Origin of the sequence: Xanthobacter agilis (genome assembly GCF_021730435.1) — a bacterium.
GTDB lineage: Bacteria > Pseudomonadota > Alphaproteobacteria > Rhizobiales > Xanthobacteraceae > Xanthobacter > Xanthobacter agilis.
The window spans coordinates 1-23,750 of record NZ_JABWGX010000023.1; the positions used below are offsets into that span (position 1 = coordinate 1).

The following is a 23,750-nucleotide window of genomic DNA, read 5'->3' on the forward strand; positions in this document are numbered from 1 at the left end:
AATCCCCGAGCCCACCGCAAAGCCCTTTTCCCCCGCGCCCACCCTCGCGCCCGAAGCGGCGCCGCGCGGCGAGGTGATCCTGTTCGTGGACACCTTCTGCCACCATTTCGACCCGGAGATCGCGGAGGCCGCGCAGACGGTGCTGGAAACCGCCGGCTACCGGGTGCGCATGGCCCGCCCCGCCGCCACCGACGCCGAGCCCCACCGGCCCTTGTGCTGCGGGCGCACCTATCTCACCACCGGCATGGTGGAGAAGGCGCGCGGCGAGGCGAAGCGCGTGCTGGCGGCCTTCCGCGACGAGATCGCGGCCAAGACACCCATCATCGGGCTCGAACCCTCCTGCCTCTTGTCGCTCCGCGACGAGCTCTACAGCCTGGGGCTGGGACCGGAGGTGGGCGACCTCGGCAAGCAGCTCTATCTGCTGGAGGAGTTTCTCGCCCGCGAGCATCAGAACAAGGGTCTGCGGCTGGAACTGAAGACCCTTGACCTGCCCAAGGCGCTGCTGCACGGCCATTGCCACCAGAAGGCGTTCGGGGTGATGAAGGCGACCCGCAAGGTGCTCGCCTGGATCCCCGGCTTTTCCTACGACATCGTGGAAACCAGTTGCTGCGGCATGGCCGGCAGCTTCGGCCTGGAGGCCGAGCATTACAAGGCATCCATGCAGATGGCCGAGCTGAAGCTGCTACCCTCCGTACGCGCGGCAACCGCCGATACACCGTTGATCGCCAATGGCTTTTCCTGCCGCCACCAGATCGAGCACGGCACCGGCCGCAAGGCACGCCACATCGCGCTGTTGCTGCGCGACGCTCTCGCCGCCCCGGTGCGCTGAGGCCCGGTCCGTCAGGCCGAAAGCACCGCCCGCGTCTCGGGAAGGCCCCGCGCTCCAGCCCGGCGACAGCCGCCACCGCCTCCCGCGCGGTCGCCAGCACATGCCGCGCCTTGTCCAGAAACACGCGCCCGGCCGCCGTGAGGCGTACCTGCCGGGTGGTGCGCAGCAGGAGTTGAGCGCCCAGCTCCACCTCCAGCGCCCGCACCGAATTGGACAGGGCCGATTGCACGATATTGATCGCCGCGCCGCACGCGTGAAGTGCTGTTCCTCCGCCACCGCGACAAAATGCTGAAGCTGCCGCAGCTCCATGGCCGACCACGTACCCAAGTGCATTCATATATAATAGAAATGAATGCCATCTTCATATTCCATTGGAAAGATTAATTGATCCGGCCCATGGTGCGCAAGCTTTCGAGCGGCAGCCCGCTCGCACAGGAGACATCCCGAAAGGAAAGCGCCATGCAGGTCGGGTTCATCGGATTGGGCCAGATGGGGGCGGGCATGGCCCGGAACCTCCTGAAGGCCGGGCACGCCGTCACCGTCTACAACCGCACCCCCGCCAAGGCCGACGCGCTGGTGGCGGAAGGCGCGGCGCGCGCGGCCACGGTGGCCGATGCCTGCCGGGGCGAGGCGGTCGTCACCATGCTCGCCAACGATCAGGCGGCGGAAGAGGTGGTGTTCGGCCCGCATGGTCTGCTTGCCACCCTGCCCAGGGGCGCCCTGCACGTCTCCGCCAGCACCATCGGCGTCGAGCTGTCCGAGCGCCTCGCGGCGGCCCACGGGGCGGCCGGGCAACTCTATGTGTCCGCCCCCGTGTTTGGGCGGCCGGATGTGGCGGCGGCGGGCCATTTGTTCGTGGTGGCGGCCGGCGCGGCCAGCGCCATTGCCGCCGCGGGGCCGCTGCTGGACGCGGTGGGCCAGCGCACCTTCACGGTGTCGGACATCCCCGCCCGCGCCAACCTCGTCAAGCTCTCCGGCAATTTTCTCATCGCCTGCGTCATCGAATCCCTTGGGGAGGCGCTGGCCCTGGTGGGCAAGGCGGGGATCGACAAGACCCAGTATCTGGACTTGCTCACGTCCACCCTGTTCGGCGCGCCGGTCTACAAGAATTACGGCCGGCTGCTGGCCGAGCCCGGCGATGCGCCGGTGGGCTTTGCCGCCCCGCTCGGTCTCAAGGACATCAAGCTTGCTTTGTCGGCCGCCGAGGCCTTGGGCGTGCCCCTGCCGCTGGCCAGCCTGCTGCGCGACCGGTTCGTGACCCTGCTTGCCACCGGCGGCGCGGACCAGGACTGGTCCGCCATCGGCCGGCTCGCCGCGCGCGATTCCGGCCAATCCTGAATCCACCTCGACCCAGGAGGAGAAATCCCATGGAACAGATCGAAATCGGCGCATCGGGCTTGAAGACGTCGCGCATCGGCCTTGGCACCTGGGCCATCGGCGGGTGGATGTGGGGCGGCTCCGACGAAAACGACGCCATCGCCACCATCCGCTCCGCCGTGGAACGGGGCATCACCCTCATCGACACCGCCCCGGTCTACGGCTTCGGCCATGCTGAGGAGATCGTCGGCAAGGCGCTCGCTGGCGGCCTGCGCGACAAGGTGCAGATCGCGACCAAGGTGGGCCTCGCCTGGAAAGACGGCAAGGTGTTCCGCGACAGCCGCCCGGCCCGCCTCCGCCAGGAGATCGAAGACTCCCTGCGCCGGCTCAAGACGGACGCGATCGACCTCTACCAGGTGCACTGGCCCGATCTCGAAACCCCGTTCGAGGACACGGCGCGGGTGCTGGCGGAGCTGAAGCGCGAGGGGAAGATCCGCGCGGTCGGCGTCTCCAATTATGCCCCGGCCCAGATGGATGCCTTCCGCGCCGTGACCCAGCTCGACGCGGTGCAGCCGCCCTATAATCTGTTCGAACGGGAGATCGAAGCCGACGTTCTGCCCTATGCGGCGCGCACCGGCCTCACCGTGCTGAGCTACGGCGCCCTCTGCCGGGGCCTGCTTTCGGGCCGCATGACCGCCACCACCACCTTCGAGGGCGACGACCTGCGCAAGGTGGACCCGAAGTTCACCGCCCCGCGCTTCCCGCACTATCTCAAGGCGGTGGAGGAGCTGAAGGCACTGGCCGCGGCGCGTTACGGCAAGTCGGTGCTGGCGCTGGCCCTGCGCTGGGTCCTGGACCAGGGGCCGACCATCGCACTGTGGGGCGCGCGCCATCCCGGCCAGCTCGATCCCGTGGGCGAGGTGGACGGCTTCCATATCGACGCCGATACCAAGGCCGAAATCGACGCCATCCTCACCCGCACCGTGACCGCCCCCATCTCGCCGGCCTTCATGGCCCCGCCGGTCAAGCGCCCACCCGAAGCGGCGTGAACCGCGCGGTGGCGGACGCATCCGCCGCCGTTCAGGCACGCGGCGATCCCGCCGTACAGCCCCACGCGGTCAACCACGCCGTCCCCCGCGCTTTCAACCGCGCGCGGCGGGCGGCCGCGGGAAGCCGCCGGGCTCCTGCAGGCGCCCCATGTGGGCAAGCTCGTCGAGAACGCCCTCGGCCAGGGCCGCAACCGTCGGCGTGGCGGCCGGCTGCGGCGGCGCCAACACGTCGCGCTCCTGCGGCGTCGCCGCGACATAGCGGGCGAGCTGGCGAAGGGCCGCCTCATCCTCCGCCGCGACCGACCGGCCCGGCAGCGCCGAGAAGGCGGTGATGCGATCGCACAGGCGCTCGGCACCGGCGACGATGGGAAACCAGGCGCCGGCCTCGGTGCAGGCCGGGGGTGGCTCCATCATGGCTGTGCGCAGCCCCGTGCGCATGTCGGCGAGGCGGCCATAGATCCGGCGGCGGTGGTCGGAAAGACCGATCGACGGACCCGACCCCGGCCTGAGCCCGCAAGCCGCCAGCAGATAGTCGGCCAGCAGCGCCTTGGCGCCGTGGAAGCTCCGGGCCAGGCGCCGGCCGCGGGCGCGCGGCCACAGGAAATAGCCGAACACCAGCACGATCGCCCCGCCGATGAAGGTGTCGAGGACGCGCTGCGCCGCATAGTCCATGTTCCGCGGGCCGGGCTCGATGATGTCCACCAGCAGCAGCACCAGCGGCGCCAGCACCACCGCTTGCAGCACATAGGAACGGCGCATGGTCCAGGGCAGCACCGCCGCCAGCGCCGCGATGACGAGGATGACCGGCTGGCCCTTCGGTAGCAGCACCAGCACCGCGGCGCCGAAGGCCGCGCCACCGATGGTGCCCACGCAGCGCAGCACCGCCCGCGCGAACACCGAGCCGAGGTCCGGCTTCATGACCAGGCTGACGGTGAGCGGAATCCAGAACCAGTGGCTCTGCCGGTCCACCCAATGGGCCGCATAGGCAAGGCCCATGCATAGGCCCAGCGCGAGCGCGGCGCGCAGATTGTCCCAACCCGGCGCGAGACGGTCGAGGGTCCGGCCGAGGGTCATGCCCAGCCTTCCGCCGGCGCGGACGCTCCCGCGTGCCGCGTCCGACGGCGGCGACGACTCGGCCACGGCGCGCATGGTCGCGGTGACGGCGCGCACGGTATCGGCCACCGGATCGCGCGCCCCTTCGGGCGGCGCCCCCTCTGGCGCGCGGCCATGGGCGACGGCGGCGGCGAGCGCGTCGAGCCGCGCGACGGCGGCCCGCAGGGTCTCCCGATCCGGACACCACAGGATGGCAGCAAAGAGCGTGTCGCAGCCCTGAAGCAGGGCGGCAAGGCGATCCGCCTCCCCATCGTGGCCGCCGTTGCTGGAGCGGGATTCAAGCATCAAGGCGGCGAGCGCGGAAAGGCCGTCCGTCACCTTCTGGCGGGCCGCCTCCACCGTGCCGCCCGCGGCCGCGGCGTCGCCCTGCGCCCGCACATCGGCCAGCCGCGCCAGGGCGCCGATGAGCGCGGCCTGCGCCTGCCGCTGCGGCCTTTGCGGAAAGAGCAGCGCTTCCACCGCCAGCACCGCCATGTAGAACGCCATGCCGACGAGATAGAGCACGCTCAGCCACCAATAGGGCCCGATGCCCGGCACGCCGATGGCAATGGAGGCGACCAACAGCGCCTGCATGGAGCCAAGGGACCAGATCGCCCCGTAGCCGCTGAGGACACCGCCCAGAAAGCCCAACGCCGCCATGGCCGCCACCGTGACGCCCCAGGGCAGGCCCGCGAGTCCGCCGGCCAGATAGCCGAGCGCCCCGATGAGGCCGGACAGCGCGAGCTGGCGGAAGACGAAGCGATAGCTGCCCGCCGGCTCGCCCGCCGCCATCATCAGCGTGCCCATGGAAATCCACATGCCGGTGATGATCGCGTCGCAGGCATAACCCACCGAGAACGGCGCCCCGACGCAGAACGCCGCGCGAACGGCGCGTCCCCAGGGCCAGGGCGCCGGCTTCATCCGCGCCAGCTCCCGCAGCCAGGTGCTGGGGTGGGACAGGCCGCTTTCCGGCGTGGCCTGCCGCGCCGCCGCTTCCGCCGTCTCCGCGCGCATTCACACTCTCCGCAATGAGGATCAGCGTGGCCCCATGGCCGGGCGCCCCGTGCGCCATTGCGCTTATACCAAGGGTCCGCGCCGCCGGCGCATCAGCCATTGGTCAAGGCCATGGATGAGACCATGACCGGGACCGGCCGCGCGGCGGGCCACAGCAAAAAGGCCCTGCGGTGCAGGCACCGGCAGGGCCTTTTTTTCACGCGCGGGAGCTTATTCCGCCGCGCTCACATAGAGCGCGCCGCCCTCGGCCAGGAACTCCTGCGACTTCTCCCGCATGCCCTGCTCGCGCGCCTCGGCGGACAGGGTGTCGTCCGCGCCTTCCATGGCGCGGACCTCGGCGCGCAGCTCCTGGGTGATCTTCATGGAGCAGAACTTCGGTCCGCACATGGAGCAGAAATGCGCCACCTTGTGCGCATCCTTGGGCAGGGTCTCGTCGTGGAACTTCTGCGCCGTATCCGGGTCGAGGCCAAGGTGGAACTGGTCCTGCCAGCGGAAGTCGAAGCGCGCCCGGCTCACCGCGTCGTCGCGGATCTGCGCGGCGGGGTGGCCCTTGGCGAGGTCGGCGGCGTGGGCCGCGATCTTGTAGGTGATGACGCCGGTTTTCACGTCGTCGCGGTCGGGCAGGCCCAGATGCTCCTTCGGCGTCACATAGCAGAGCATGGCGCAGCCGAACCAGCCGATCATGGCCGCGCCGATGCCCGAGGTGATGTGGTCGTAGCCGGGGGCGATGTCGGTGGTGAGCGGGCCAAGCGTGTAGAAGGGCGCCTCGCCGCAGGCCTTCAACTGCTTGTCCATATTGGCCTTGATCTTGTGCATCGGCACATGGCCCGGACCTTCGATCATCACCTGGCAGCCCTTGTCCCAGGCGACCTTCGCGAGTTCGCCCAGGGTCTCCAGCTCGGCGAACTGGGCGGCGTCGTTGGCGTCGGCGATGGAGCCGGGGCGCAGGCCGTCGCCCAGCGAGAACGACACGTCATAGGCCCGCATGATGTCGCAGATCTCGTCGAACCGCTCGTAGAGGAACGATTCGCGATGCCCGGCGAGGCACCAGCGCGCCATGATGGAGCCGCCGCGGCTGACGATGCCGGTGACGCGGCGCGCGGTGAGCGGCACATAAGCGAGGCGCACGCCGGCATGGATGGTGAAATAGTCGATGCCCTGCTCGGCCTGCTCGATGAGGGTGTCCTTGAACACCTCCCAATCGAGCTTGAGCGGGTCGCCGCCCACCTTCTCCAGCGCCTGGTAGATCGGCACGGTGCCGATCGGAACCGGCGAATTGCGCACGATCCACGAACGGATGTTGTGGATGTTGCGGCCGGTGGAGAGGTCCATCACCGTGTCCGCGCCCCAGCGGATGGACCACACCATCTTTTCCACTTCCTCGGCGGCGGAGGAGGTGACGGCCGAATTGCCGATGTTGGCGTTGATCTTCACCAGGAAGTTGCGGCCGATCACCATCGGCTCCAACTCGGTATGGTTGATGTTGGCCGGGATAATGGCGCGGCCCCGCGCGATCTCGGCGCGCACGAACTCGGGGGTGACGAAGGGCGGGATCTCGGCGCCGAAGCTCTCGCCATCGGCCAGCGCCCCGTCGGCCCGCTCCAGCTTCTCGGCGCGGCCGAGATTCTCGCGGGCGGCGGCGAAGATCATCTCTTCGGTGATGATGCCGGCGCGGGCAAATTCGTACTGGGTCGCCATCTGCCCCGGCGCGGCGCGGCGGATGGGCCGGACGGCCGGGCACGCCGCGACCAGCCGATCCCCGGCAAAGCCGTTGTCCTCGGGCTTCACCTCACGCGGGACGATGGCTTCGAACCCGCGCTTGGCCACCCACGCCTCGCGCTGGCCGGAAATGCCCGCCTCAAGGTCGATCGCCGGCGCGCACTCAGTGTAGAGGCCCGACGAATCATAGACATGGACCGGCGCCTCGGCCGGATCCGACAGCGCGATCTCGCGCACCGGCACCGCCATGCCGGCCTGTCCGGGAACCTCGATATAGACCTTGCGGGACCCCACGATGGGTCCGGTGGTGACGGTCCTGGGACCGCCCGCGCTCATTTGGCTGGGATCGACGGCTGTGTTCATGGCGCATCCTCTCGGGCTGACGAGCGGTCAGAATTCGCGTTTCGGAACTCTTGATCCGGTCTCGCCTGAGGCGGATTGGGGGCAGCTTGCGCCACTGCGATCGCGCATCCGCGTGCCGCAGGTTCCCGTCCCTCCGCCGGTATGAGCCGGATCAGGTTCAAGGGTCAGGGCCGCGCGCCCACTCTCAGCCCCCGCTCTGGGGCCCCCCTCGGAACATGCCGACTGTCCGCGTCGCGCGCGCCTTTGTCAATCGGCGCCGTGGGGAAACAGGCGCCCCACACCGCGCCGCGTTTGCGCTATAGGGACGCCCGACGCGGCAGAGCCGCCCCGCGAGGACATGAGGCATGGACGTCAAGACATTCGATGTGCCCGACGTGAAGCTGGTGACGCCGAAGCGCTTCGGCGACCACCGCGGCTTCTTCAGCCAGACCTGGACCGACCGGGAGTTCCGCGCCGAGGTGGCCGACATGGGCTTCGTCCAGGACAACCACTCCCTGTCGGTCCCCAAGGGCACCCTGCGCGGCCTGCATTACCAGAAGCCTCCCACCGCCCAGGGCAAGCTGGTGCGGGTGGTGCGCGGCGCCATCTTCGACGTGGCGGTGGATATCCGCCATGGCTCGCCCGCCTTCGGCCGCCACGTGGCGGTGACGCTCGATGCCGCCACCGGCGCGCAATTGTGGGTGCCGCCGGGCTTCCTGCACGGCTTCTGCACCTTGGAGGACAATTGCGAGGTGGTCTACAAGGTCACCGATTACTACAGCCCGGCCGATGACGGCGGTGTCGCCTGGGACGATCCCGACATCGCCATCGCCTGGCCCGTGGCGCCATCCGCCGCGGTGCTCTCCGACAAGGACACGAAGCACCCGCGGCTGAAGGATCTGCCCGCCTATTTCCAGTATCGCTGAAGCCTCAACGGGCAAACAGGAGGATGCCGGCGGCGAGCACCAGCTCGCCCACCAGCACCCCGGCGAACACCGAGCGGCGCAGCAGCGCGAACCCCGCGACGCCGCCCGCCACCGCCCCGAGCCGCACCAGCAGCGGCACCGCCACCAGGGGCGCGGCGGGGGCGAACAACAGCCGCGCCACCACCGCGGCCAGAAGCGCGGTCGCCACCGCCTTCACCCAATGGAACACCTCGCTGCCCGCCTCCACCCGGCGGCCGGCGAGCACCGCCAGCGAGCGCCACACCTCGGTCGGCAGGAACCCCACCAGCACGACGATGAGCACCGCCGCCCCTTCCGTCAGGGTCGGGATCATGGGCGCCTCCGATGCCAACGGCCGACGGCATAGGCCAGCGAACCGCCGCCCACCCCGGCCACCAAAAGGTCGAGCCCGCCGTCGAGCTGCACCGCGAACGGCATGATGAGGAAGCCGGCCGCGAGCGCCAGCCAGTCGGTGACCGCGGTGGCGTTGCGCACCATCAGCACCGAGAACGACAGCGGCGTCAAAAACAGCAGCACCGCCGCCAGCGGCCCCGAAAGGCTGCTCGCCATGAGATAGCCCACCACCGTGCCGCTCATGCTCACGCCGATCAGCATGTTGCCGAGGCCGAGGGTGAACGGCACCCGCGCTTCACCCGGCAGATGGGGCAGCAGGCGCAACCCCTCCACCCAAAGCGTCATGGCGACATAATGGGCGCACAAAAGCTCGAAGAAGGTGCTGCGGCGCCCCCCGCGCATATAGGGCGCCACCGAGACCACCATGGGCAGCAGCCGCATGGACGACAGACCGATGGCAAAGGCGAGCGCCGGCAAAGCGGTGCCGGCCACCAGCCCGCCCACCAGGATCACCTGCGCCGGCAGCGCCCAGATGAGCAGCGTCGAGAGCACCCCCGCGCCGAGCGGAAAGCCCACCCCCTGCAACAGGGCGCCAAAGCCCGTGTAGCTGGCGAACAGCACCAGCGCCGGTACCGAAATGCCATGGCGCGCGCCATGCACGAACCATCCGGGCCAGGAGCGCCTGGGTCCGGAACGCCTGGGTCCGGAGCGCCCGGGTCCGGCGACGGGAGGGGAAGGCGTGCGCTGGGACATGAAACGGTCGAACCAAAATCAGGGGAGCCGACAACAGTGTTGATAAGGCCGCCATACCATCCATGCAATGGAGCGGACGATCTCTCGTTCGCGGTCCGAGCCGGAGCGCTTTCCCGCGGCGGCGGGGTGCTGTAGGCAGGGTGGCGCATGCGGGAACCCATTGCGGGCGCCCCAACGCACCGTCATCCTTCCGGACCCGTTCCGAATCGGTCGCCTGCCCGTGCTCCGTCTCGACATTCCGTATGGCGACCCGTTCGCCGCCTTCCACGCCTTCGCCGACGTGCCCTTCTGCGCGTTCCTCGACAGCGCCGCCGCCGGTGATCCGCGCGCCCGCTTCTCCTATATCGCGCTTGATCCCTTCCGCGTCATCACCGCTGATGGGTCCGGAGTGCGGGTGGACGGGCAGCCGGTGGCCGGCACCCCGTTCGAGGTTCTGGCGCGCCAGCTCGCCGACCACGGCGCCCCGCGCGACGGAGCCACCGGCGCCGGAGCGATGCCGGTTCCGTTCCGGGGCGGTGCCGTGGGGTTTCTCGGCTATGAGCTCGGGCGCCACCTGGAACGGCTGCCCGCGCCCCGGAGCGGCCAACCGGCGGTGCCGGAAATGGCCGTGGGCCTTTATGATCTCGTGCTCGCCTTCGATCACGCCGCAGGCCGGGCCATGCTGTTCTCCTCCGGCCTGCCGGCGAGCAATCCGGCGGATCGCGCGCGCCGGGCCGAGCAGCGGGCGACCATGGTGCTTGATCGCCTCTCCCACGCGCCAGCCGCGGCGCCCGCGCCCGACTGGACCGTCACCGGCCGCTTCGCCCCCGACCAGCCGCGCGCGGCGGTGGAAGCCTCGGTCGCCCGCGTGATCGAATACATCCGCGCCGGCGACATCTTCCAGGCCAACCTGACCCAGCAGATGCGCGCCCCCATGCCCGAAGGTCTTTCCGACCTTCAGCTCTACGGGCGCCTGAGGTCTGTGAGCCCGGCCCCGTTCGCGGCTTTCCTGCGCTGCGGTGCGGATCTCTCGGTGCTCAGCGCCTCGCCGGAACGCTTCCTGAGCCTTGATGCCACCGGCCGGGTGGAGACGCGCCCCATCAAGGGGACCCGTCGCCGCTCGGCCGACCCCGAGACCGATGCCGCGCTGGCGCAGGCGCTGCTTGCCTCGGTGAAGGACCGGGCCGAAAATCTGATGATCGTGGACCTCATGCGCAACGATCTCAGCCGCGTGAGCAAGGTCGGCAGCGTCAAGGTGCCGGTGCTGTGCGCCCTGGAGACCTTCACCAGCGTGCACCATCTGGTGTCGGTGGTGGAAAGCCGGCTCAACGACGGACTGGGTCCGGTGGACCTCCTCACCGCCTGCTTCCCCGGCGGCTCCATCACCGGCGCGCCGAAGATCCGCGCCATGGAGATCATCCACGAGCTGGAGCCCTTCCCGCGCGGGGTCTATTGCGGCTCCGTGGCCTGGATCGGCTTCGACGGCGCCATGGATTCCTCCATCGTCATCCGCACCATCACCCGCGCCGGCGACACCCTGCTCGCCCATGCGGGCGGCGGCATCGTGGCCGATTCCGACCCCGCCGACGAATATGAGGAAAGCCTCGTCAAGCTTGCGCCCATGCTGCGCGCCTTGTCCGGAGACGGCCGATGAAGCTCTCACTCAACGGCACGCTTCTGGAGCCCGAAGCGGCCCGCATCGCCCCCGGCGATCGCGGGTTCACCCTGGGCGACGGCCTGTTCGAGACCCTCAGGGTGCGCGAGGGCGCCATCCGGCGCCTCAACGCCCATCTCGCCCGGCTGGCCCGCGGCGCCGAGGTGATCGGCCTGCCGCTGCCGCCCCTCGACCTCGCCGCCGCCCTGGAAGAGGTGCGCGCCGCCAACGCCCTTTCCGACGCGGTGCTGCGCCTCACCCTCACCCGCGGCGAAGGTCCGCGCGGCGTGCTGCCGCCGGCCGCGCCCCATCCCACGCTGCTCATCACGGCCGCGCCCATGGCGCCGACGGCCCCGCCCGCGCGGCTCATCATCACCACCCGCACCCGGCGCAACGAGCGCTCCCCGCTGGCGGGGGTGAAGTCCCTCAACTATCTGGACAACATCCTCGCCCGCCAGGAGGCCGCCGCGGCCGGCGCGGACGATGCCGTGCTGCTGAACACCCGCGACCGCGTGGCGGAAACATCGATCGCCAATCTGTTCGCCGTGATCGACGGACGCCTGTTGACGCCGCCCCTCGCCGATGGCGCCCTGCCGGGGGTGATGCGCGCGGCCGTGCTGGCCCTAGAGGGCGCGGAGCAGTCGCTTTCGGTGGACGACCTCGACCGCGCCGGGGAGATGTTCCTGTCGTCGAGCCTCGGCCTGCGGCCGGTGGCCACGCTGGCCGGGCGCCCGCTGGCCAGCGTGGCCACGGCGCGGCGCCTGACGGCCGCGCTGGGCGAGGCATGACCCCCGCCCCAGGCCCGCGCGTACGCCTGCGCGACTGGCGGCGGGACGACCGCGATGCCCTGTGGCGCATGCAATCCGATCCGCAGGTGATGGAATTCCTGATGCCGGTGCCCGATCGCGCGGCCAGCGACGCGGTGGCGGACCGCATCGAACGGCATCTTGCCGCCCATGGGTTCGGCCTGTGGGTGGTGGACGTGCCGGGCGTGACGGACTTCGCGGGCTATGCGGGTCTCGTCCATGTGCCATATGAGGCGCCTTTCACGCCCGCCGTGGAAATCGGCTGGCGCTTCCTGCGCGCCCATTGGGGCCAGGGCTATGCCACCGAAGCCGCCCGCCAGTGTCTCGCCTTCGGCTTCGAGGCGCTGGGGCTCGACGCGATCGTGGCGATCACGGTGCCGGCCAATCGCCGCTCTCGGGCGGTGATGGAGCGGCTCGGCATGACCCGCGTCGCGGGCGGTGATTTCGATCTGCCACCCATTCCCGAAGGCCACCCGCTGCGCCGGCAGGTGCTCTACCGCATCAGCCGCAGCCGTCACGCCGGCGATTGAGCCGCCGCTCTACGACCTGCCCCATCTGCCGAAGTCCAGCTTGTCCGGAATGCGGAGGGCGCGCCGGCGGTGGCGCTCCTTGATATCGGCGATATCGTCCAGCATGGCGCGCAGCCGATCGAGGGCACGCAGCTCATCCGCGTCAAGCTCTCGCTCGGGCCGAAAATGGGTCAGCAGCACCACCAGGGCGTCGCTGATGCGACCGATCTGCGTGCCATAGCTGGCAACGTTTTCGAGCACCTCTTGCTCGACCTCCGGCGCCTTGGATTGCCCGAGGTTGATGTTGATGAGGCCGATCTGGCTGCCAAGCGCCGCCAGATTGGTGCTGAACAGACGGAAAAACTGGGTGACGTCCCCTGACAGGGGAAGCTTGAAGGTCGCCATCTGAGCCACTCCGACAACTGACTCGCGAACTGTCTCAGAATGACCGCCGGATGCAACCAAAGAACGCACGACAGCACGCCACACGCGCACCAGCCGTCCGCGCCGCGATCCTTCAGCGCCACCACATGAAAAAAGGCGGCCGAAGCCGCCTCTCTCAATCTCATGCCGTCGCGGGCCTGCGATCAGACCTTCACCAGCGGCAACTTGGGACCAGACTTCGGTCCGGACTTGGAGGCCGGCCCCGGCTTGGAAGCCGGTCCGGACTTCGGCCCCGCCTTGGCGCCGGGCTTGGCGGCCTTGGCGGCGGCGGTCGGCTTGCGGCGAGCGGCGCGCTTGGCCTCTTCCGCGATCTTCTCCGGCTTGGGCGTGACCGGCCCTTCCGGGAATTGGAAGCCGAGCTTGGAGTCCCGTCCCTCGCCTTCCACCACCACCCGCACATGCCCCCCGTGCTTCAGGGCACCAAACAGCACCATGTCGGCAAGCGGCGTCTTGATGTGCTCCTGGATCACCCGCGCCATGGGGCGGGCACCCATCTGCTCGTCATAGCCACGCTCCACCAGCCAGCGGCTCGCCTCCTCGGAGAGCTCGATGGTGACGTTGCGGTCCGCAAGCTGTGCCTCAAGTTGCAGCACGAACTTTTCCACCACCTGGGCGATGACGTCCGTGGTGAGGTGAGCGAACGGGATCACCGCGTCGAGCCGGTTGCGGAATTCCGGCGCGAAGGTGCGGTTGATGGCCTCGGTGTCGTCGCCCTCCCGCTTCTGGCGGGTGAAGCCGTAGGCCGGCTTCGACAGATCGGCCGCGCCCGCATTGGTGGTCATGATGAGGATCACGTTGCGGAAGTCGATCTGCTTGCCGTTGTGGTCCGTCAGCTTCCCGTGGTCCATCACCTGGAGCAGGATGTTGAAGAGGTCCGGATGGGCCTTTTCGATCTCGTCCAGCAGCAGCACGCAGTGGGGGCTCTGGTCCACGCCGTCGGTCAGAAGGCCGCCCTGGTCGAAGCCCACATAGCCGGGAGGGGCGCCGATGAGGCGGCTCACGGTGTGGCGCTCCATATATTCCGACATGTCGAAGCGCAGCAGTGGCACACCGAGCGTGGAGGCAAGCTGCTTGGCCACTTCCGTCTTGCCGACGCCGGTGGGGCCGGAGAACAGATAGTTGCCGATCGGCTTCTCGGGCTCGCGCAGACCGGCACGGGCCAGCTTGATCGACGCGGCCAGGGACTCGATGGCCCTGTCCTGGCCGAACACCACCCGCTTCAGCGTGGTTTCGAGGTTGGCGAGCAGCTCCGCATCGTCCTTGGAGACGGACTTCGGCGGAATCCGCGCCATGGTCGCGATGGTGGCCTCGATCTCCTTGAGACCGATGGTCTTCTTGCGCTTGGCCTCGGGCAGCAGCATCTGCGCCGCGCCGCTCTCGTCGATCACGTCGATGGCCTTGTCGGGCAGCTTGCGATCATGAATGTAGCGGGCGGACAGCTCCACCGCGGCCTTGATGGCCTCGTTGGTGTAGCGCAGCTTGTGGTAGTCCTCGAAGCAGGGCTTCAGACCCTTCAGGATCTCGATGGCGTCGGCCACGGTGGGCTCGGCCACGTCGATCTTCTGGAAGCGGCGGACCAGCGCCCGGTCCTTCTCGAAATACTGGCGGTATTCCTTATAGGTGGTCGAGCCCATGCAGCGCAGCGAGCCCGAGGCCAGCGCCGGCTTTAGGAGGTTGGACGCATCCATGGCGCCGCCCGAGGTCGCACCGGCACCGATGACCGTGTGGATCTCGTCGATGAACATGATCGCGTTGGGATAGGCCTCGATCTCCTTCACCACCTGCTTGAGACGCTCCTCGAAGTCGCCGCGATAGCGGGTGCCGGCGAGCAGAGCGCCCATGTCCAGGGCAAACACGGTGGCGGTGGCGAGCACCTCGGGCACGGTGCCGTCATTGATGCGCTTGGCGAGGCCTTCAGCGATGGCGGTCTTGCCCACGCCCGGCTCACCCACGAACAGCGGGTTGTTCTTCTGCCGGCGGCAGAGCACCTGGATCGTGCGCTGGATCTCGGAATCGCGACCGATCAGCGGATCGATCTTGCCTTCGTGCGCCTTCTTGTTGAGGTTCACGCAATAGGCTTCGAGCGCATCGGTCTTCTTCTGCTTGTCGTCGCCGGCCTTGGTCTCGGTCTCCTCCTCGGCGCCGCGCACCGGGCGGCTCTCGGACATGCCGGACCGCTTGGCGATGCCGTGGGAGATGTAATTGACCGCGTCATACCGCGTCATGTCCTGCTCTTGCAGGAAATATGCGGCATGGCTCTCGCGCTCGGCGAAGATGGCGACCAGCACGTTCGCGCCCGTCACCTCCTCCCGGCCCGAGGACTGCACATGGATCACCGCGCGCTGAATGACGCGCTGGAAGCCGGCGGTGGGCTTGGAATCGTCCGAGCCGGCCTGCACCAAGTTCTCAAGTTCAGAATCAACATATTCAACGAGGTTGCGCCGCAGCTTGTCCATGTCGACGTTGCACGCCCGCATGACTGCGGCGGCGTCCTGGTCGTCGACGAGGGAGAGCAGCAAATGCTCCAGCGTGGCGTATTCGTGATGACGTTCGTTGGCGAGGGCCAGTGCGCGATGAAGCGACTGCTCGAGGCTGCGAGAAAATGTAGGCATCGACACCTCTTTCGCGCATCACCCGCGGATCCGCGGAAGGGCCGCAGACCTCGAAGGCATGTGCACCATTCACACAAACTTCGTACTGGTTGCCGCAGCGCGCAAGCCCCCGATGGACCCGGAAACATCACCACTTTGAAATCGGCGCCTGTAACCTCCCGCCCCAGCTTGAATTTTGCCGCCTTGAGACTTTCGCGGAGCGCTATTTTTTTTCCATCACGCACTGAAGCGGATGCTGGTGCTTGCGAGCGAAGTCCATGACTTGCGTCACTTTGGTCTCCGCCACCTCATAGGTGAACACCCCGCATTCGCCGACTCCATGGTGGTGGACATGGAGCATGATGCGGTTGGCCTCGTCCGTGTTCTTGTTGAAGAACCGCTGCAACACGTGCACCACGAATTCCATGGGCGTGTAATCATCGTTGAGCAGCAGAACCCGGTACAGGCTGGGCCGCTTGGTCTGGGCCCGCGTGCGGGTGATGACCGCCGTGCCACTGCCGTCCCGCCGGGTGGTGTCCGGCCCCGCCATGAATGTCGGCGGGAGAGAAGAAAATCGTTCCTGCATCATGTCCGTCGCGAGCATGTCCGTCGCGCCCTGGACCGCGGCGCCGGCGTGAAATCCGGGCCTGGGCGCAAATCCGTATAACCAAAAAATGGTCGGTTCGGCGTCAGTATACAGGAGGTCACGCCGTTCCCGCCACGCCCTTGCCGTGGCGCCGACACACGAGCGCGGCGACCAACCGCCGCCCTGCGGTATGTCGTTATGAAAAAGGCCCGACGCAAGGTCGGGCCTTTTGGACTTTCGTCCCGCAACGTCACGGGCAGATGGAACGTCGGGGCCTCAGCCACGAAAAAAAGATCAGCGCGCAACCTTGCTGAAGGCGCTCTCGAACGGCTTGTAGGTCTCCTTGGCCAGCTCGGTGTACAGTTCGCCGAGCTTGGTGGCCTGGGCCACGGCACCTTCGTAAGCGGACTTCAGGTAGGACTGCTGGATTTCCACAGCCTGATCGATGGTCTTGGCGCCGAGCAGCTTCTCCAGCGCGGCGGTGCCCTGCTCGAACGAGCTCTTGCTGTAATCCGCCACTTCCACGGCAATCGCCTGCGCGCTCTTGGAGAGCAGGCTGAAGCTCTTGAGGGCGTTCTCGATGTTGTCCTTGCTGAGCTGCTGGAGCTCTTCTGCGCTCTGCACCATGGGATTCCTCATTCCACTAGCCGGTGAAACACCGGATCTGCCGTTGCCGAGTGAGCGGAATGTGAACTCCGCCCGATCAAAGAATATGCACCGCAACATGGATGTCAAGAAATATTGTGCAGTGCACAAACACCCAGACGCGGCCTGATTCACGCCTTGGTAACTCCGCCTTCTTAGGCTTCTTCCCTGGTCGCTTTCCCCGTTGCCGTCGCGCCGAGGCCTGCCTCGCGCAAGGCAGAAGCGCATGGCGTCGGAGCGGGGCCCTGGCCAGTGCAGCGACCGATCAGACGGGGCAACAAGTCCATGCGTACAGCTTCCGCGAGCCTTTCGCTCCTGACCAAAGGTCTTGCCGTGGCCTTTCTTGCCGGCTTCGTCCTGACGACGACGGCCGCCGACGCCAAGCCACGCAAGTCCGCGCAGACGGAACGCTCCAAGAGCTCCAGCAAGACGAAGAAGGCCGCCGCCACCCGCACCATCGTCCAGGATGATGGTGGACGGTGGCATTACGGCTCCTCGGCCATCGTCGTGGATGCCAACACCGGCCGCGTTCTCTACGAGGACGACGCGGACGCGCTGCGGCATCCTGCCTCTGTCACCAAGGTGATGACCCTCTACCTGCTGTTCGAGCAGATCGAGGCCGGCCGCCTCAAGCTGTCGAGCGATCTGCCGGTGTCGGCGAAAGCGGCCGCGCAGTCCCCCACCAAGCTCGGCCTGCGCCCCGGCTCCACCCTCGAGGTGGAAGATGCCATCAAGGGCATCGTCACCCGTTCCGCCAATGATGCGGCGGTGGTGATCGCCGAAGCGCTCGGCGGCACCGAGAGCAATTTCGCCGAGATGATGACGCAGAAGGCGCGCGCGCTCGGCATGAGCCGCACCACGTTCCGCAACGCCTCGGGCCTGCCCAATCCCAACCAGGTGACCACGGCCCGTGACCTCTCGGTCCTCGGCCGCGCCATCCAGGACCGTTTCCCCAAGGAATACCGGTACTTCGCCACGCGCACCTTCTATTTCCGCGGCGAGGCCATCGGCAACCACAACCGGCTCGTCGGCTCGGTGGAAGGGGTGGACGGCATCAAGACCGGCTACACCCAGGCCTCGGGCTTCAATCTGCTCACCTCCCTGAAGCGCGACGATCGCTACATGGTGGCGGTGGTTCTGGGCGGGCGCTCCGCCGGCTCCCGCGATGCGCGCATGCGCTCGCTGCTGGCCGAGACTCTTCCGCGGGCCTATGCCGGCGCGCGCACCGCGCCCAAGATCACCGAGGATGACGACGGCCCGATCGCCATGGTCGCGCCCTTGTCCGCGCCGCTGCCCAGGGCCGCCGATCGCGAGGCCATTCCCGTCCACGACGTGGCGCCCCTGCCCAAGCCGCAATATGCCGTGCTGGCCCCCGAACCCGCCACCACAGCCTCCATTCCCACCACCGGCAGCGTGAAGAGCGGATCGGTGGCGCCGATCCGTCCGGTGGCGGTGAAGACCGTGTCCATCCAGCGTCCCGTCGCGGCCTCTGCCGCCGCCCCTGCGGTGTCCGCCGCCGCGTCCGCCACCGCGGCGGCGCGCGGCTTCAGCAACTCCGCCGGCGTGCTCGGCTACATGGAGCCCACCGCGCCAGCCCCGGCGGCGCAGGCGGTTACCACCGCCGCCCAAGGTCGCGCCCGCCAGCCGGCCCCCAAGCCGCAAACCGTCGCCGACGGGTCCGGCGAGAAGGACGCCTCCCGCTACGCCCCCCCGCCCCGGCCGACCACCATGGCCGAACGCGCGGCCCACGTGGTGGCCCAAGAAACACCGATGTCGGCACCGATGTCGGCGCAGGCGCCGGCCCGCGCCGCGCAGCCCGTCGCCGAGAAGCCGATCCGCACCGCCTCCATCGCCCCGGTGGCCATTCCGGAACGCAGCGAGAAGCCGGCGACCGCGCGCAGCGGCTGGGGCATCCAGATCGGCGCATTCGGCGCGGAAAAGGAAGCACGCGCCAAGCTCGACCTCGCCCAGAACAAGGCCCATTCCGTCCTCGGCGGAGCCGATCCGTACACGGAGAAGACGGTGAAAGGCTCCACGGCCCTTTATCGCGCCCGTTTCACCGGCCTCGACGAGAAAAGCGCAAAGGCAGCCTGTCGTTTACTCCAGCGTAACGCGTTCGCCTGCATGACTATCAAGAATTGAGGACAGGCAGGAGCGAGCTTTAGCCATGTTTGCGCAGGATCATATCCTTGGCTTGATTGATCCGCGCCGCCAGGTAACTGGAACCACCGGCGTCGGGGTGAAGCTTTTTCATGAGGGCGCGATGGGCCGAGCGCACCTGCGCGGGGTCAGCTCCCGGTTGAAGCCCAAGGACCTGGTAGGCTTCCTCTTCGGTCATCGCGCCGCCGCCCGCCGCCGCGCCGCCGATGTTCCCCCGACCCGCATCGCCCTCAGCGTGTTCACGCCAAGCGGGCGCCCGGCGGTCGAGATAAGCTTCGAGTAGGCTCAAGGACTGCGCGTCGCACACGGCGCGCAGCGACACGAGGGTGGGCACGTCAAGGTCGTCGAGTGCCTTGCCCGCGTGGGCGCCCGCGACCACCCGCCCGGTCAGAATGCCCGTGGCATGGTCAAGCTCCATCTCGAACAGGGCCGAGCGCACCTGCGAGGCCTGGGGCGCCCGGCGGCTGCGGAACAGGTTGCCGAGAAAGCCGCCCACCCCGCCGGGATCGAGACGGCCCAGCAAGGCAAGGCCCACCGCCGCCAGCGGCACCGCCGCCCCGATCCGCCCCAGCAACAGCGCGCCGACCGCGCCCAGCAGCGCCGCATAGGCGAGGGTGCGCATCAAGATCTCCACCAGCGCCTTCGGATCGGCCTTGGTCCAGACCTTGAGGCCATAGAGGCCGATGGCCAGCAGCAGCGCGCCGGCAATGAGACTGATCACACCTGTCTCCTCGTCACCTGTCGGGATCCTGAAACCCCGTTCCGCCGCATCGAAAACGCGGTGCGCCCGCATCCGCCCTCACCGGCGGGGCCACGCTCCGCCCCGGCCGCACGATGGATAGCAGGGCCCGGCATCCACCGCGACCGGGCATCCGGCCCGCCGATCGGCCGCGCGCACGGGCCAAGGCGCCCCGTCGGCTGCTGCTCGTCCTCACCGCCCGCCGAGGGCTAGCAGCAGCTGCCGCGCCCCGCTGTCGCGCCGCGCCTCCAGGGCCACGCGGCCGCCCGCCGCATAGGCCGCCACCGCCGACAGCAGGGTCCGCAACTGATCGCCCGCCCGGACGTCGAAGCGGCAATAGGCGCCGCCGGTGATCTCCGCCAAGGCTCGGAAGGTGCGCTCGACCTCGCGGTTCGCGCCCTCCTGGAACATGAACAGACGCACGCCGCGCAAGGCGAGCTGCCCGGCGGCCGCATGAAGGGCATCGGCGTCTTCCTCCAGGGCATCGCCCACGAACACCGCCGCCTTGAGCCCGCTGCGCTCCGCCTCCCGCACCAGATGGGCGAGCACGCGGTGAATCTGGGTGAGCCCCCCTTCACAGGCGATCCGGCTCATGAGTCGATGCAGCGTCCGCGCCTCACCCACGAACGGCGAAGCGCGACATTCGCTCATGCCGCGATAATAGACGATCTGCATGTCGAGCCCGCCGTGGGCCGCGGCGGCCGCGAACATGTCGGCCTGGAGCTCGCACGCCAGCGACCAGGTCGGCTGGCGGGAGGCGGTGGCGTCCAGGGCGAAGGCCAGCCGCCCGCGCCCCTCCCCGGCCCGCGCCGGAGCCACGGTGCGCACCGCATCGAGGAAGCGCGCGATGTCGGCATTGCTGGAAGGCGCCGCCGGAGGCTGCGGGCCGCCTGTGGTCGCCATCTCGCCTGGGTTGGCACCCTTGGTCTTGTCGTCGGCACGTGCCATGGGGCCCTTCATCTCGGGAGCCGGATCCGCTCCGATCGCGTGGCGCTCGTTAGGGAACCGATGTCCCCCGCATCACCACACAGAGATAGACCGCGCGCGCGGGGGAACCAAGGCCGCGCCCCGCGCCTTCAGCACGCCCCTTTTCTCCCGAGCCCGCAAGTTCTAGGGTCCGGCCCGCGCAAAACGCGAGGAGTCGCGGAACGATGACCAGCAAGCCCGTGGTGGTGGAAACGGTTCGGGAACTGAAGGCGCTCACCAGCGCGTTCCGGTCGGAGAAGGCGCGCATCGCCCTCGTGCCGACCATGGGGGCCCTCCATGCGGGCCATATGGCGCTGGTGCGCCGAGCCCAGGAAGTGGCGGAAAAGGTGGTGGTGTCCATCTTCGTGAACCCCACCCAATTCGGTCCCACCGAGGATTTCTCGCGCTATCCGCGCACATTCGACGCCGATTTCGAAAAGCTCTCCGAGCTGGGGGCCGACGCGATCTATGCCCCAGACGCCGCGGAAATGTATCCGCGGGGCTTTTCCACCCGCATCACCATGTCCGGCCCGGCGGACGGGCTGGAGAGCGATTTCCGCCCGCAATTCTTTGCCGGCGTCGCCACCGTGGTGGGCAAGCTCTTCATCCGCTGCGCGCCGGATTTCGCCGCCTTCGGCGAGAAGGATTACCAGCAACTCAAGGTGGTGACGCGCCTGTCGAAGGATCTCGACCTCGGGGTCGAGATCGTGCCGGTGCCCACCACCCGCGAGCCGGACGGCCTCGCGCTCTCGTCGCGCAACGCCTATCTCAGCGCCGAGGAACGGGCGATCGCGCCCGTCATCTACACGGCGCTGAAGAGCGCCGCCCTCAACATCCGCGGCGGCGCCACCCCCGTCGACGCGGCGCAGAAGGCCGCCGACACCATCACAGCCAAGGGCCTGAAGGTGGACTATGTGGCCGCCCGCCACGCCGAAACCCTCGCCCCGCTCTCCGGTGCCGAGGGCGAGCCGATCCGTCTGCTGGCAGCGGCCTGGCTGGGCGGGACGCGGCTCATCGACAATATCGGAGTGTGAGGCAGGGCAGCGGCGGGGTCGCGCCCCGCCGCTCAATGCAGGATCTGGCTCAAGAACAGCTTGGTCCGCTCATGCTGCGGGTTGGAGAAGAAGGCGTTCGGCTCGTTCATCTCGATGATCTGGCCGGCGTCCATGAAGATCACCCGGTTGGCCACCTGCCGGGCGAAGCCCATCTCATGGGTCACGCACAGCATGGTCATGCCGTCCTGGGCCAGCTCCACCATGGTGTCGAGCACCTCCTTCACCATCTCCGGATCGAGCGCGGACGTGGGCTCGTCGAACAGCATGATGCGCGGGCGCATGCACAGGGCGCGGGCGATGGCCACGCGCTGCTGCTGACCGCCGGAGAGCTGGCCCGGATACTTGTGGGCCTGATGGGGGATCTTCACCTTTTCAAGGAAGTGCATGGCCACCTCCTCCGCCTCCTTCTTCGGCATCTTGCGCACCCACATGGGGGCCAGCGTGCAATTCTCCAGAATGGTGAGATGAGGGAAAAGGTTGAAGTGCTGGAAGCACATGCCCACCTCGCGCCGCACTTCGTCGATGCGCTTGAGGTCGTCGGTCAGCTCGATGCCGTCGACGACGATGCGCCCCTTCTGATGCTCCTCCAGCCGGTTGATGCAGCGGATGAGGGTGGACTTGCCGGACCCGGAGGGGCCGCAGATGACCAGCCGCTCGCCCCGCTCCACGGTGAGGTTCACATCCCGAAGCACATGAAACTGGCCATACCATTTGTTCACGCCGACCATCTCGACGGCCAGCTTGGGGGCGCCGGCCTCGGCCTGGGCGATCACGGGATCGATGCTCATGACCTTCAACCCTTTCAATGGTGGCGCGCGCGGTCGAGGCGCTTTTCAAGCGCCATCGAGTACCGGGACATGCCAAAGCAGAAGACGAAATAGACGATGCCGGCGAAGCCGAAGCCCGTGAACAGGGTGGTCGGCGTCGCCCAATTGGGATCGGTGAAGGCCGCGCGCATGGCGCCGAGCAGATCGAAGATGGAGACGATCAGCACCAGCGTCGTGTCCTTGAACAGGCCGATGAAGTTGTTGACAATGCCGGGAATGACCAGCTTCAACGCCTGCGGCAGCACCACGAGGCGCATCTTGAGGCTGCCCGGCAGGCCGAGCGCCATGGCGCCTTCATATTGCCCCTTCGGGATCGCCTGCAGGCCGCCGCGCACCACCTCCGCCATGTAGGCCGAGGCGAACAGCGCGACACCCACCACCGCCCGCAGCAACCCGTCGATGGTGAGTTGGCCCGGCAGGAACAAGGGCAGCATATAGGTGGCGAAGAACAGCACCGTGATGAGCGGCACGCCGCGCCAGAACTCGATGAAGAGAATGGAACAGATCTTCACCAGCGGCAGATGGGAGCGCCGCCCGAGGGCCAAGAGGATGCCGAACGGCAGCGAGGCGGTGATGCCGGTCACCGCGATCACCAGCGTGACCAGCAGGCCGCCCCACAGGCGCGTTTCCACCGGCTGGAGGCCCACGTCGATATCCGCCGCCAGCAGCACCGCGCCGAGTATGCCAAGCGCCGACAGGGTATTGCGCGCCGCGCCCAGCCCCGCGCCGGGACCGGCCACGAACCGCGCCAGCGCCGCCGCGCCGAGCGCCAGCAGCGCGCTCGAGACAACGAAATCGGCCCAGAACGCCACCGAAAGCCCCGCCACCGTGGCGCCGATGGGAAACAGGCCATCGAAGCCGAGATAGCCGAGCAGAAACCGCTTCAGGCCGAAATTGCCACCGGTGAGCAGAACGAACGCCACCACCGGATAGACACCGAAGAACAAAATGGCGTTGAGGCGCTTGTAGGGCACCTTCTGGATCAGCAGCGGCAGCAGCAGCACCGCGCCCAGGGCATAGACCACATTCACCCGCCAGCGCTCGTCCGCCGGGTAGAAACCATAGGTCAGCTGGTTGATCTTGGCCCAGATGAAGGGCCAGCACGCCCCCACGGGATGGCCCACATCCGCCGGCAGGCAGGCTTTGCGGTCCGTGCCTTCCCAGACCGCATCAATGAGGAAGAACTGCACCAGCGGTGGGATCACCGCGAACACCAGCCAGATTCCGAACAGGGTCAGCAGCACCTGCGGCACAGAGCCGAACAGGTGCGCCCGCGCCCAGCGCACCGGCCCTCGATCGGACACCGGCGGCGGCGCCGGCTCCAGCAATACGGAGGAAACGAAGACATGGGGAGACAAGGTCTGGTCGCTCATGGC

21 protein-coding genes, 1 pseudogene and 1 riboswitch are annotated in these 23,750 nt (G+C 68.3%); of the genes and pseudogenes, 9 read left to right on the forward strand and 13 right to left on the reverse strand.

Annotated features, from left to right (window positions below; genetic code table 11):
• A partial coding sequence (locus HUW53_RS15905) for a (Fe-S)-binding protein (protein ID WP_336885718.1) occupies positions 1 to 829 on the forward strand: 829 nt, incomplete at its 5' end.
• Between the two features lie 181 nt (positions 830 to 1,010).
• Here the strand turns inward: HUW53_RS15905 and HUW53_RS22120 are convergent.
• Positions 1,011 to 1,166, reverse strand: a pseudogene (locus HUW53_RS22120) (hypothetical protein); the annotation flags it as partial.
• A gap of 59 nt (positions 1,167 to 1,225) precedes the next feature.
• Between HUW53_RS22120 and HUW53_RS15915 the strand changes: the two are divergent.
• Both HUW53_RS15915 and HUW53_RS15920 read left to right on the forward strand, forming a co-directional pair.
• Positions 1,226 to 2,167 (forward strand): NAD(P)-dependent oxidoreductase, encoded by a 942-nt coding sequence (locus HUW53_RS15915; protein ID WP_272904273.1) that lies wholly within the window; start codon positions 1,226 to 1,228, stop codon positions 2,165 to 2,167.
• A gap of 29 nt (positions 2,168 to 2,196) precedes the next feature.
• Positions 2,197 to 3,195: an aldo/keto reductase gene (locus HUW53_RS15920; RefSeq protein ID WP_237346748.1), complete on the forward strand. Its 999-nt coding sequence runs from the start codon at positions 2,197 to 2,199 to the stop codon at positions 3,193 to 3,195.
• Between the two features lie 93 nt (positions 3,196 to 3,288).
• Here the strand turns inward: HUW53_RS15920 and HUW53_RS15925 are convergent, their stop codons facing one another.
• Positions 3,289 to 5,301: an FUSC family protein gene (locus HUW53_RS15925; protein WP_237346749.1), complete on the reverse strand. Its 2,013-nt coding sequence runs from the start codon at positions 5,299 to 5,301 to the stop codon at positions 3,289 to 3,291.
• Between the two features lie 210 nt (positions 5,302 to 5,511).
• Positions 5,512 to 7,383, reverse strand: coding sequence for a phosphomethylpyrimidine synthase ThiC (gene thiC / locus HUW53_RS15930; protein WP_272904274.1), 1,872 nt, complete (start codon positions 7,381 to 7,383; stop codon positions 5,512 to 5,514).
• Positions 7,384 to 7,494: 111 nt separating this feature from the next.
• Positions 7,495 to 7,602: riboswitch (TPP riboswitch) on the reverse strand.
• A 125-nt stretch (positions 7,603 to 7,727) separates the two neighbouring features.
• On the opposite strand from thiC, the gene rfbC reads away from it, so the two are divergent.
• The gene (gene rfbC, locus HUW53_RS15935; RefSeq protein WP_237346750.1) at positions 7,728 to 8,288 is read left to right on the forward strand and encodes a dTDP-4-dehydrorhamnose 3,5-epimerase; all 561 of its coding nucleotides are present in this window, start codon (positions 7,728 to 7,730) and stop codon (positions 8,286 to 8,288) included.
• A gap of 4 nt (positions 8,289 to 8,292) precedes the next feature.
• On the opposite strand, the gene HUW53_RS15940 is transcribed toward rfbC, so the two are convergent.
• Positions 8,293 to 8,640: an AzlD domain-containing protein gene (locus HUW53_RS15940; protein WP_237346751.1), complete on the reverse strand. Its 348-nt coding sequence runs from the start codon at positions 8,638 to 8,640 to the stop codon at positions 8,293 to 8,295.
• Positions 8,637 to 9,320 (reverse strand): AzlC family ABC transporter permease, encoded by a 684-nt coding sequence (locus HUW53_RS15945; protein ID WP_237346752.1) that lies wholly within the window; start codon positions 9,318 to 9,320, stop codon positions 8,637 to 8,639. The genes HUW53_RS15940 and HUW53_RS15945 overlap by 4 nt, the downstream gene beginning before the upstream one ends.
• A 313-nt stretch (positions 9,321 to 9,633) precedes the next feature.
• Here HUW53_RS15945 and pabB point away from each other — a divergent pair, with 313 nt between their 5' ends.
• The 3 genes from pabB to HUW53_RS15960 are packed head-to-tail and all read left to right on the forward strand — an operon-like array spanning position 9,634 to position 12,382.
• Positions 9,634 to 11,046: an aminodeoxychorismate synthase component I gene (gene pabB, locus HUW53_RS15950; protein ID WP_237346753.1), complete on the forward strand. Its 1,413-nt coding sequence runs from the start codon at positions 9,634 to 9,636 to the stop codon at positions 11,044 to 11,046.
• Complete coding sequence (locus tag HUW53_RS15955) at positions 11,043 to 11,834, forward strand: aminotransferase class IV (RefSeq protein ID WP_237346754.1); 792 nt, start codon at positions 11,043 to 11,045, stop codon at positions 11,832 to 11,834. Before pabB ends, HUW53_RS15955 begins: the two co-directional genes overlap by 4 nt.
• Positions 11,831 to 12,382, forward strand: coding sequence for a GNAT family N-acetyltransferase (locus tag HUW53_RS15960; protein WP_237346755.1), 552 nt, complete (start codon positions 11,831 to 11,833; stop codon positions 12,380 to 12,382). The genes HUW53_RS15955 and HUW53_RS15960 overlap by 4 nt, the downstream gene beginning before the upstream one ends.
• Positions 12,383 to 12,391: 9 nt before the next feature.
• Here HUW53_RS15960 and HUW53_RS15965 read toward each other — a convergent pair whose 3' ends face one another.
• The 4 genes from HUW53_RS15965 to HUW53_RS15980 all read right to left on the reverse strand — a co-directional run bounded on the left by HUW53_RS15965 (position 12,392) and on the right by HUW53_RS15980 (position 16,609).
• Positions 12,392 to 12,766 carry a hypothetical protein gene (locus HUW53_RS15965; RefSeq protein WP_237346756.1) on the reverse strand — a complete coding sequence of 125 codons (375 nt, stop codon included), beginning with the start codon at positions 12,764 to 12,766 and terminating at the stop codon, positions 12,392 to 12,394.
• A gap of 182 nt (positions 12,767 to 12,948) precedes the next feature.
• Complete coding sequence (gene clpA, locus HUW53_RS15970; protein WP_237346757.1) at positions 12,949 to 15,417, reverse strand: ATP-dependent Clp protease ATP-binding subunit ClpA; 2,469 nt, start codon at positions 15,415 to 15,417, stop codon at positions 12,949 to 12,951.
• 202 nt (positions 15,418 to 15,619) lie between these two features.
• A complete protein-coding gene (gene clpS / locus HUW53_RS15975; protein ID WP_237346817.1) occupies positions 15,620 to 15,946 on the reverse strand; it encodes an ATP-dependent Clp protease adapter ClpS in 327 nt (108 codons plus the stop codon).
• Between the two features lie 330 nt (positions 15,947 to 16,276).
• On the reverse strand, positions 16,277 to 16,609 hold the full coding sequence (locus tag HUW53_RS15980) for a phasin family protein (RefSeq protein ID WP_237346758.1): 333 nt from the start codon (positions 16,607 to 16,609) through the stop codon (positions 16,277 to 16,279).
• A 303-nt stretch (positions 16,610 to 16,912) separates the two neighbouring features.
• Here HUW53_RS15980 and HUW53_RS15985 point away from each other — a divergent pair, with 303 nt between their 5' ends.
• Positions 16,913 to 18,769 (forward strand): D-alanyl-D-alanine carboxypeptidase, encoded by a 1,857-nt coding sequence (locus tag HUW53_RS15985; protein WP_237346759.1) that lies wholly within the window; start codon positions 16,913 to 16,915, stop codon positions 18,767 to 18,769.
• A 19-nt stretch (positions 18,770 to 18,788) separates the two neighbouring features.
• On the opposite strand, the gene HUW53_RS15990 is transcribed toward HUW53_RS15985, so the two are convergent.
• Together HUW53_RS15990 and HUW53_RS15995 are read right to left on the reverse strand one after the other, a co-directional pair.
• Positions 18,789 to 19,508 carry a DnaJ domain-containing protein gene (locus HUW53_RS15990; protein WP_237346760.1) on the reverse strand — a complete coding sequence of 240 codons (720 nt, stop codon included), beginning with the start codon at positions 19,506 to 19,508 and terminating at the stop codon, positions 18,789 to 18,791.
• A 210-nt stretch (positions 19,509 to 19,718) separates the two neighbouring features.
• A complete protein-coding gene (locus tag HUW53_RS15995; RefSeq protein ID WP_237346761.1) occupies positions 19,719 to 20,474 on the reverse strand; it encodes a VWA domain-containing protein in 756 nt (251 codons plus the stop codon).
• A 203-nt stretch (positions 20,475 to 20,677) separates the two neighbouring features.
• Here HUW53_RS15995 and panC point away from each other — a divergent pair, with 203 nt between their 5' ends.
• On the forward strand, positions 20,678 to 21,526 hold the full coding sequence (panC, locus tag HUW53_RS16000; RefSeq protein WP_237346762.1) for a pantoate--beta-alanine ligase: 849 nt from the start codon (positions 20,678 to 20,680) through the stop codon (positions 21,524 to 21,526).
• 32 nt (positions 21,527 to 21,558) lie between these two features.
• Here panC and HUW53_RS16005 read toward each other — a convergent pair whose 3' ends face one another.
• A complete protein-coding gene (locus HUW53_RS16005; protein WP_272904275.1) occupies positions 21,559 to 22,335 on the reverse strand; it encodes an amino acid ABC transporter ATP-binding protein in 777 nt (258 codons plus the stop codon).
• A 14-nt stretch (positions 22,336 to 22,349) separates the two neighbouring features.
• Positions 22,350 to 23,747: an amino acid ABC transporter permease gene (locus HUW53_RS16010; protein ID WP_237346763.1), complete on the reverse strand. Its 1,398-nt coding sequence runs from the start codon at positions 23,745 to 23,747 to the stop codon at positions 22,350 to 22,352.
• Positions 23,748 to 23,750 lie beyond the last annotated feature (3 nt).

Bases quoted from the DNA above. Each gene is read 5' to 3' on its own strand.
- HUW53_RS15915 (WP_272904273.1), top strand. From the start codon at position 1,226: ATGGTGCGCAAGCTTTCGAGCGGCAGCCCGCTCGCACAGGAGACATCC.
- HUW53_RS15920 (WP_237346748.1), top strand. From the start codon at position 2,197: ATGGAACAGATCGAAATCGGCGCATCGGGCTTGAAGACGTCGCGCATC.
- HUW53_RS15925 (WP_237346749.1), bottom strand. From the start codon at position 5,301: ATGCGCGCGGAGACGGCGGAAGCGGCGGCGCGGCAGGCCACGCCGGAA.
- thiC (WP_272904274.1), bottom strand. From the start codon at position 7,383: ATGAACACAGCCGTCGATCCCAGCCAAATGAGCGCGGGCGGTCCCAGG.
- rfbC (WP_237346750.1), top strand. From the start codon at position 7,728: ATGGACGTCAAGACATTCGATGTGCCCGACGTGAAGCTGGTGACGCCG.
- HUW53_RS15940 (WP_237346751.1), bottom strand. From the start codon at position 8,640: ATGATCCCGACCCTGACGGAAGGGGCGGCGGTGCTCATCGTCGTGCTG.
- HUW53_RS15955 (WP_237346754.1), top strand. From the start codon at position 11,043: ATGAAGCTCTCACTCAACGGCACGCTTCTGGAGCCCGAAGCGGCCCGC.
- HUW53_RS15960 (WP_237346755.1), top strand. From the start codon at position 11,831: ATGACCCCCGCCCCAGGCCCGCGCGTACGCCTGCGCGACTGGCGGCGG.
- HUW53_RS15965 (WP_237346756.1), bottom strand. From the start codon at position 12,766: ATGGCGACCTTCAAGCTTCCCCTGTCAGGGGACGTCACCCAGTTTTTC.
- clpA (WP_237346757.1), bottom strand. From the start codon at position 15,417: ATGCCTACATTTTCTCGCAGCCTCGAGCAGTCGCTTCATCGCGCACTG.
- clpS (WP_237346817.1), bottom strand. From the start codon at position 15,946: ATGGCGGGGCCGGACACCACCCGGCGGGACGGCAGTGGCACGGCGGTC.
- HUW53_RS15980 (WP_237346758.1), bottom strand. From the start codon at position 16,609: ATGGTGCAGAGCGCAGAAGAGCTCCAGCAGCTCAGCAAGGACAACATC.
- HUW53_RS15985 (WP_237346759.1), top strand. From the start codon at position 16,913: ATGCGTACAGCTTCCGCGAGCCTTTCGCTCCTGACCAAAGGTCTTGCC.
- HUW53_RS15995 (WP_237346761.1), bottom strand. From the start codon at position 20,474: ATGGCACGTGCCGACGACAAGACCAAGGGTGCCAACCCAGGCGAGATG.
- panC (WP_237346762.1), top strand. From the start codon at position 20,678: ATGACCAGCAAGCCCGTGGTGGTGGAAACGGTTCGGGAACTGAAGGCG.
- HUW53_RS16005 (WP_272904275.1), bottom strand. From the start codon at position 22,335: ATGAGCATCGATCCCGTGATCGCCCAGGCCGAGGCCGGCGCCCCCAAG.
- HUW53_RS16010 (WP_237346763.1), bottom strand. From the start codon at position 23,747: ATGAGCGACCAGACCTTGTCTCCCCATGTCTTCGTTTCCTCCGTATTG.